This window comes from Synechococcus sp. (assembly GCF_982614295.1).
Genome location: NZ_CEXBMR010000062.1, coordinates 1 through 8,254, shown reverse-complemented (window position 1 = coordinate 8,254; position 8,254 = coordinate 1). Strand labels below are relative to the sequence as shown.

Sequence of the window (8,254 nt, the reverse complement as noted above, 5' to 3'; positions counted from 1 at the left end):
TTCTGGTGTGCCCTAATCATGCGCCAAATCGTGAGCCAAACAAGGGTAAATGGTTGCATCTGGGTGCATCTGACCACCTGCCTTGGCTGCGCCAAACATTAAAAAACCCAGGCCTGGCCTGGGGAGTGGGGATGGAGCCAAGCGGATTCGAACCGCTGACCCCCTGCATGCCATGCAGGTGCTCTACCAGCTGAGCTATGGCCCCGTCAGCTGAGCTTACACCTCAGACCTGCCTCCACACAGCCACTAGTTTTCCTTGCACTATCACCTGTTCTGCGGGCAAGGTGATGGCTGAATAACGCTGGTTCGCAGCCTCAAGGCGCACTTGATTTCCCTCCAGATGGAAGTGCTTCAAAGTGGTGCCGCTGCCTGCTACCAGGGCGCTAACGATGGTGCCAGCCTTAAGGCGGTTCAATTCCTGCACCGGTTCCATTAGCACCACATCACCATCGGCAATATGGGCATCTTCCATGCTGTCGCCGTTAACGGTTAAGGCAAATAAACCGCGGCGTTCCAGCAGTGGTTGCAGATCTAAATGTTCTTCCACATCATGGAAAGTTTCCACCAATCCACCGGCGGCAACGCTGCCAAGCACTGGTATTGCCATGCTATTTGGCACTTCACCTAAAAGTTGCAACGTGCGGGCTTGGCCTTCTTTCCAGGTAATCCAGCCCTTTTGTTGTAGGTGGCGCAAACGGCTTTGCACTGGCGCAGGTGAACGCAACCCCATCGCAGCCATCATTTGCCGGATGGAAGGGCTGTGGCGATTTTCGCTAATAAATCCACTCAGCCAGTTGTAAAGCTCTTGCTGGGCGCTGGTGAGCTCTTGCGGCGCTGAATCAACCAATGCGTAAAAAGTTGCTAATACAGGTGTACCGCATTGTGTTGGTTTTGTCTAGCCTCCAAGTAGCGCAGCTAAAAGGGCTTGCTGAGCATGAAGGCGATTGCCGGCTTGATCAAATATGCGGCTGGATTTGGATTCCATCAGCTCAGCGCTGATTTCAAGCCCTCGATAAGCGGGCAAACAATGCAGAACGATGGCATTTGGATCTGCTAGATCAAGCAGTTTTTGATCGAGGCACCATCCATCAAAAGCTTGTTCCCGGTTCTCTTTTTCCTCCTCTTGTCCCATAGATGCCCACACATCTGTGTAAAGACCATGGGCTCCTCTGGCGGCAGTTTCTGGATCGTGCACTATTTCGATCAAACACTTTCCGGCCGCAATATGGCTTGCTTGTTTCAGAACATCAGCATTGGGTTCAAATCCCTTTGGGCAGCCAATCCGCACATTTACGCCTAACAACGCGCCGCACAACATCAATGAATGGGCCACATTGTTGCCATCTCCCACATAACAAAGGGTGAGACCCTTCAGCTCGCCAAAATTTTCTTGCAGGGTTTGGTAATCAGCTAATGCTTGGCAAGGGTGTTCAAGGTCTGTGAGGGCATTAATTACTGGGATAGATGCCCAGTGAGCGTATTTCTCCAAATCCGCTTGCGCAAAGGTGCGAATTGCCAAAACATCAAGATATTCACTTAATACCCTTGCCGTGTCTGCAATCGGCTCACCCCGGCCCACCTGGGTTACAGAAGGGTTTAGATCAAGGGTTTGGCCGCCAAGCCTTGCCATTGCTACAGAAAAACTAACCCTTGTGCGGGTGGAAGCTTTACTAAAAATTAAACCTAAGGTTTTGCCGACCAGATCAATTTGTAATTTGCCGCTTTTTAAATCAGCGGCAAGTTCCAACAACTCACGCGTTTGCTCAGCAGTGATCTGGGCTGATGAAAGAAAATCCTTACCTTGAAGCTCCCCAAGGGCGGGGTAGCGCTGGCTGATCAACATCAGCTAAGCCCAAAGAACCCTTATGCGGGATTAAGGGCCCCAGCGTCAAGGGGTAGGGTGCTGCTGGCAAGAAAATCTTTGAGTTCATCACCCTCGATTACTTCTTTTTCAAGTATTCGTTGGGCAATACTTTCAAGTAATTCACGGTTGGAATTCAGAATATCTAGGGCGGTGTTGTGCCCCCTATCAACTAAGGCTCGCACCTCTTTATCAATTGCTTGCGCCGTGGCATCACTAACCACCCGTCGGGGGTTATTGCCTTGCCCAAGGAAGCGATTGCCACCTTGTTTGTCGTAGGCGAGGGGGCCGAGGGTATCGCTCATGCCATAAGTACCCACCATTTGTTCTGCGATATCGGTGGCCCGCTGAAGATCATTTGCGGCGCCTGTTGTGATTTTGCCAAACACAACCTCTTCTGCTGAGCGTCCGCCAAGCAAGGTGGCGATTTGACCTTGAAGGTCTTCACGTGAATTAAGGAAACGATCTTCTGTTGGTAATTGCAGTGTGTAGCCAAGGGCGCTCATACCTCTTGGAACGATCGAAATTTTTGCAACTTTGCTACCGCCTGGCATGAGGTGCCCAACAATTGCATGGCCTACTTCGTGGTAAGCAACTACGCGCTTTTCGTCGTCTTGTAGAACACGGCTGCGTTTCTCAAGGCCGGCTACCACCCGTTCAATCGCCTCATTTAGATCTGCTTGTTCAACGGTTTTGCGATAGGCGCGAGCCGCTAGCAGAGCTCCTTCATTTACAAGGTTGGCTAAATCAGCACCAGCGAAGCCACTGGTGGCAGCTGCAATCTTTTGAAGATCAACCTCTTCATTCAGTTTTACTTTGTTTGCATAGATTTGCAGAATCGTTAAGCGGCCAGAAAGATCAGGGCGATCAACTAACACTTGGCGGTCAAAACGGCCGGGTCTTAAAAGTGCTGCATCAAGAGTTTCGGGCTGGTTTGTTGCGCCAATCACAATTACAGGCTTGTCTTGTGAAGCAAAGCCGTCCATTTCGGTGAGCAGCTGATTGAGGGTTTGCTCCCTTTCATCATTACCGCCAACAACACCCATTGAACCGGAACGGCTTTTACCAATTGCATCTAGTTCATCAATAAAAATAATGCACGGCGCTTTCTTTTTGGCCTGTTCAAATAAATCGCGCACGCGAGCTGCGCCGGCACCAACGAATAATTCAACAAATTCAGATCCAGAAATTATAAAGAAGGGCACATCGGCCTCTCCAGCTACCGCTTTAGAAAGCAATGTTTTACCGGTACCAGGAGGGCCTACCAGCAATACACCTTTTGGAATCCGCGCACCAATTTCGGTGTAGCGCTCAGGTTTTTTGAGAAAGTCAACTATCTCTGTGAGTTCTGCTTTTGCTTCATCAACACCAGCAACATCTGCAAAAGTTACCCTTGATTGTTCATCTGGAACATATATTTTTGCTTTGCTTTTAGTGAAACTAAGGGCTCCCTGAGCGCCGCCGCCGCCGCCCATTGCCCTACGGGCAAAGAATTGCAACACAACAATAAAAATGAGTGGTGGCACTACCCAGCTCAAAATTGTGCTGATAATGCTTGGCTTTTTGGGCGGTGATGCTGCAAATTCAACCCCATGCTGCTCTAAGCGTTGGGGTAATTCCATGTCGAATATCGGAGTGGTGGCAAGTACTGCAGGTTCCCCCTCCACTGGGTTTGCTAGTTCGTAACGAATTTGGTCTTGGGTGATGAAGGCCCTTTTAACGGCGCCATCGTCTACTTGGTTAATGAAAAGGGAATAGGGAACCCGAGGCACCTGCTGCAGGCCCTGGTTTGGCAAGAAACTACTGATCAGAAGGATTACGCCGAGGCCAATCAACACCAGGTTGATCACCCCAAAGCGTTTGTTGGGGCTGTTGTCGTCCTGGCGAAGGGCCATAGCCATCGGTGCTGATGTGAACCAAGCTAAGGGCCCTTGTGCCGCCCTTGGGTGTTGATACCTCACCATCGCTTCTATTGGGCTTTGCTTTCGACCTGTTTGGGGCTGCTCAGCATCTTTATGTTGCCGCCGCCGCTGGCTCGCCCCTAACCCATGGCGGATTCATGCTGTTGGCTTTGCTGCTGCTGGTTGGTTTAGCTGCTGGGCATGAGGCGAGCAGTAATAAGGCTCCTAAACGTGCAAATTATGCTGACCGCATTTACCTAATAATTAGTTTTGCGGTAATAATCGACCAGGCATTATTAACCTCCGGTGGCTTTAAGGGTTTGCAGGGGGCAATCGCCGGTTACTTAATGCTCGGCCTTGCCACTGGAATCGTATTTAATGTTATGGAAGATTTGATTCCCGGCAGTTTGCATGCCATTACTTCTGGTGTTTCCTCTGGTATTTCAAGTTCAAAGATTGATTTCATATCTTTAAATTATTTTGCTTTTAGCTATTTATCCACGGTTGGGTTTGGCGATATAGTTGCAATAATCACCCTGGGGAAATGTTATCGGTGATCGTTGCAGTTGTTGGGCCACTGTATTTAGCGGTTGTGATGGGTTTGTTGATTGCAATGGTTGCCGCCAGTGAAACCAGCGCCGAGGTTGAGGAATCGCTTGAAGAGATGCGCTAAAATATACGAACATAAAATGTTGGTATATTTTATATGTGTTATGTATATTAACTTTTGATTTGTGCTTGCCAAAGTAGATCTTGGCCCAGTACCTGAAGGCTTTTGGCTGAATATTTTTGCTCAAATGTGTTTGGAATACTGCTGAGTCCCAAATCTCCCAGGGGGGTGCATGCGGCGATGCCACCTAATAGTTTTGGTGCAATAACAGCTGCAATATGTTGAACGCAGCCTTGCCCTATGGCGCTCGCTGCTAACTCGGGGCCGCATTCCCAAAGCACCCGATTGCAACCGCGGCTAGCTAGAGCCTCCATCAGTTGTTGTGGTTCGCATTGATCCAGTGGCAGCCTTTCTATTCCCAACTGATCTAGTAAGGCGATTTTTTCTGCTGCTGCTCCAGGGCCATGGGCCACCAGGGTGGGCGCTAATTCCTGGTTCCATAGTTGGGCATTTGGGGGGAGATTTAATTCCCTGCTAACCACCACCCGCAGCGGTTCAGGTGTGCGCCGGCCACGGCTTGTAAGCAGGGGGTTGTCTGCCCTTACGGTGCCGCCGCCAACGATCACCGCATCACAGCGGCTGCGCAATTGATGCACCCAGCTTCTCGCTTCAGGGCCGCTGATCCATTGGCTTGCTCCGTTGGGCAAGGCGGTGCGGCCATCGAGGCTCATGGCCCATTTCAAAATGCCTTCTGGTTTGCCTGTATTGATGCGATGCAAAAAAGCACTGTTTTGTAGCTGCGCTGCTTCTGCCCCTTCGCCAAGTTCAACTTCAAGGCCCGCCTCACGCAGCAGCGTTAAGCCTTTTCCTGCCACTAACGGGTTTGGATCTGCAATCGCTACCACAACTCTCCTCACCCCAGATGCCAGCACCGCAGCTGTGCAAGGGGCCGTCCGGCCCTGATGGCAGCAGGGCTCAAGCGTTACGTAAAGCGTGCCGCCATTTGCCTTCTCACCAGCCTGTTGCAATGCCATCAATTCGGCATGGGCTTCCCCTGCCTTGCGGTGATATCCCTCCCCCACCAATTCACCAGCAGCACTTAGTACCACTGCCCCCACCAATGGATTTGGGCTTGTGAGCCCATCAGCTAATCCCGCCAGCCTCAGGGCCCTATCCATCCAGAGGCGATCAAGCCATTGGCCCGCCATTTAGAGGGGTTGGTTTGGTAATTGGCGCCATTCCTGCACCACAAAAGGTGGCACTGGCAGTTCTGTGAACACACCAGGCAGAATTAGCCGCAAAGGGCGATTTTTTTTCAAGCTGCTTAGCAGTGGTTCCAGATCAAATTCAGCAGCAGCATCGCGGCTATCACTGCTGAGGGTTGGATTTTCGAGGGTGATATCAGCTAAATTCCAATTTTTTTCGCCGCTTTGCACCTGCAAAGCAGTGGGGTGATTTAAACGCACCTTGCCTGGATAACCCACAATCCTTAATCGCAGCGGCCCCCCTGGAAGCCCCTCTCGATAGGCAACTAATTGCCAGGCTTGATAATCAAGATCCCGCAAACTCTCAATGCTGCGTAGCACTGGCGCACCATTGCCATCGTTATGACTTTGAATTTGCGCCTGCGCAGGTGCCAGCGGCCAAAGTATTAAACAAAAAGCAATTACAACTGCAAACAAATTAGGTTTATTCATGGTTTTTTATCAGCCCCAGGAATTAATTGCCATTGGGTATGGGTGGCCCAAAGGGCCCAGATCGCCATGGCACGTAAATAATGACAAGCCCTGAAGGTGTTATTTGCAGTGAGTGCTTCTGGAGTGCGGAATTGCATGCCTCCGTTGTATACCTGATTTACTACGGCATTACAAATAGCTAAGGCGGTATTGCTACCTTCCATTAATCGATAATAAGCAGCTAAACCAAAATTAATCCCAGTCCACACTTCAAGAGGATGGGTGCCATTGGGATCGAGGGGGCTGCCGTCGCGCTTTAAACCATTTGCTACCCCTAGTTTGCCGCCTTCAAAGCTATCAAAACAGGCTTCTTTAATTGCTTTTAATGCACTGCGGGCGTTGGCATCACTCACAACAGGGGGCAATCCCAGCAACCTTGCATAAAAGTCGCCGCAGAGTTGATCTGCCATCACTACAGGGGTACCACTTTCAGCATCAATTTTGTAGTAATCACCATTCCACAGCAGTATGTCGAAATTGCTGCGGGATTGACTCAACCATTGGCCAAATAAACGTTGTTCCAACGCCGTATCAAGCCCCAACTCCAAACTTAATGTTTGTGCCATTGCGAGAGCCGCTTCTAAAGCTGCAATCCAAAGCGCGCCGCAGTAGGCGCTAACCCCTTTTAGGGCCCAATCATCAAAAGTTTGATCCGGAGCACCGCCGTTATCGGGCAGGCCATCATTATTAATATCAAAACCTTTTAGATAGGTTAGTGCCTCTACAGCAGCCGGCCAACATTGAGCAAGAAAGTTGATATTTTTGCCATCGGGCGCCAACTTATAGGTGCGCCATACTTGCAATACAAAATCGCTACCTAGATCCTTCCATAGATTGCAATCTTGATAAGCGGTGTAATTGGTTGCATCAAATGGACGTTCATTCGGTGCTCCTAAATCATGGGGAGTGGCGCCCGCTACTTTGCGATCGGCCTCCACTCGACCTTTGCCTTGGGTGAAATACCAGCCGATAGGCCTTTGGGTGCTATCTACCGCTGGAATTGCACGGGCAAAACTACGTAATACCGCCCTATCAAGGGCCGGCCAAAGTTGCAATAACGCAAAGGATCCATAAAGCCTCACATCCAAGCTTTCGTACCAGGCGTAATCGAGGCATTCCAGAACCCCAAATCTGCCTTCTGGATCATCACTACTGGCGTTGGTCCATAAAGTGCCGCCACTGGTTAGGTCGTAAAGCTCATTAAATAAAGCCATCCGCAGCGGTTCTGGCAGATCTTGGCGTTGCAACACCGGTTCTTGCCAGGCTTCTATTTGTTGCTTCCAATGGGGCCATTGCTGCAGAGCTTCAGTGGCGATAGCAGCTGCATTTGTGCCATCGCTGCCATGAAAATCGGTGTAACGCCTAAAAGCTTGGCAGCCAGAGGCAAAAGCCGTTACGGGTAAATCCCAGCTCATCACAAGGGGGATTTCAAGCTCGGCCCCCGGGGCTAGTTCAAATCTCAAGGCCATGGCACAACTAAGGGGATCGTTGCTGCCGCTGCGGCGATCGTTATTACTTTGCGGAATAGAGCCATCAGCGCTGAATCGGTTCCAAATTTCAGCGCCATCTCCATGGGGATCCCAACGGCTGCAACGCATTAACTCCACTCCCGGCGGCAGTTCTCCCACCCCTAAACACCATTGGCCTTCCCCCTCAGCGATCGGGTTGTGGCGTTCCCCTTCCAGCAGAATTCCATGCACGCCATCGCTATCAATCCAGCGGTTGCGTTGACCTTCACTACGGCCAATGGCTGGTAAATAGGAATGTTCTGGGCTGCCATCATCACGGAAATGCACCTCAGCGCTGGGATCTGTGTTGCTAAACCAGTTGAGTGTGTTGCGCCAGCTCAGTAACAACGAGAGTTTTAAAGTTTTACGGCTTGGATTCTTAAAATGCCAACGAAATACCGCTACAGGCAGGCTGGTATCGCGATAGTTTCCAGGGATTATTGGGCTAAAACTTTCGCATTCCACCTCTGTTTTAAAAACATCGCAATATTTAAACCAGCTGAATGGATAGCGAGCGCTGTAAGTGCCGGTGCTCTGTTTTGCGCTGCTGGCTGGATACCAGCTCCAGGCTGAAAGTGGTTCACCCGCTTCTGGGTTTGATGCATCAATAGTGGGCTTTACGGCAAGGCCATGGGCTG

Annotated in this window: 7 protein-coding genes and 1 tRNA gene; 1 reads left to right on the top strand and 7 read right to left on the bottom strand. The window is 50.4% G+C overall.

Going from position 1 to position 8,254, the window contains the following annotated elements:
* Positions 1–132 precede the first annotated feature (132 nt).
* The 4 genes from AC2JC8_RS09220 to ftsH form a co-directional block, all read right to left on the bottom strand.
* Positions 133–205 (bottom strand) — tRNA-Ala (locus tag AC2JC8_RS09220).
* An 18-nt stretch (positions 206–223) separates the two neighbouring features.
* A complete protein-coding gene (lexA, locus tag AC2JC8_RS09215; protein ID WP_484401568.1) occupies positions 224–847 on the bottom strand; it encodes a transcriptional repressor LexA in 624 nt (207 codons plus the stop codon).
* Between the two features lie 48 nt (positions 848–895).
* A complete protein-coding gene (gene argF, locus AC2JC8_RS09210; RefSeq protein ID WP_484594588.1) occupies positions 896–1,843 on the bottom strand; it encodes an ornithine carbamoyltransferase in 948 nt (315 codons plus the stop codon).
* A gap of 20 nt (positions 1,844–1,863) precedes the next feature.
* Positions 1,864–3,756 carry an ATP-dependent zinc metalloprotease FtsH gene (gene ftsH, locus AC2JC8_RS09205; protein ID WP_484401571.1) on the bottom strand — a complete coding sequence of 631 codons (1,893 nt, stop codon included), beginning with the start codon at positions 3,754–3,756 and terminating at the stop codon, positions 1,864–1,866.
* A 170-nt stretch (positions 3,757–3,926) separates the two neighbouring features.
* Between ftsH and AC2JC8_RS09200 the strand changes: the two genes are divergently transcribed.
* Positions 3,927–4,319 carry an ion channel gene (locus AC2JC8_RS09200; protein WP_484594587.1) on the top strand — a complete coding sequence of 131 codons (393 nt, stop codon included), beginning with the start codon at positions 3,927–3,929 and terminating at the stop codon, positions 4,317–4,319.
* A gap of 163 nt (positions 4,320–4,482) precedes the next feature.
* On the opposite strand, the gene ribD is transcribed toward AC2JC8_RS09200, so the two are convergent.
* From ribD to AC2JC8_RS09185, 3 genes are all read right to left on the bottom strand, one after another.
* Positions 4,483–5,580, bottom strand: coding sequence for a bifunctional diaminohydroxyphosphoribosylaminopyrimidine deaminase/5-amino-6-(5-phosphoribosylamino)uracil reductase RibD (ribD, locus tag AC2JC8_RS09195; protein WP_484594586.1), 1,098 nt, complete (start codon positions 5,578–5,580; stop codon positions 4,483–4,485).
* The gene (locus AC2JC8_RS09190) at positions 5,581–6,069 is read right to left on the bottom strand and encodes a DUF3122 domain-containing protein (RefSeq protein ID WP_484401575.1); all 489 of its coding nucleotides are present in this window, start codon (positions 6,067–6,069) and stop codon (positions 5,581–5,583) included.
* A partial coding sequence (locus AC2JC8_RS09185; protein WP_484594585.1) for a GH116 family glycosyl hydrolase occupies positions 6,066–8,254 on the bottom strand: 2,189 nt, incomplete at its 5' end. The genes AC2JC8_RS09190 and AC2JC8_RS09185, both read right to left, overlap by 4 nt.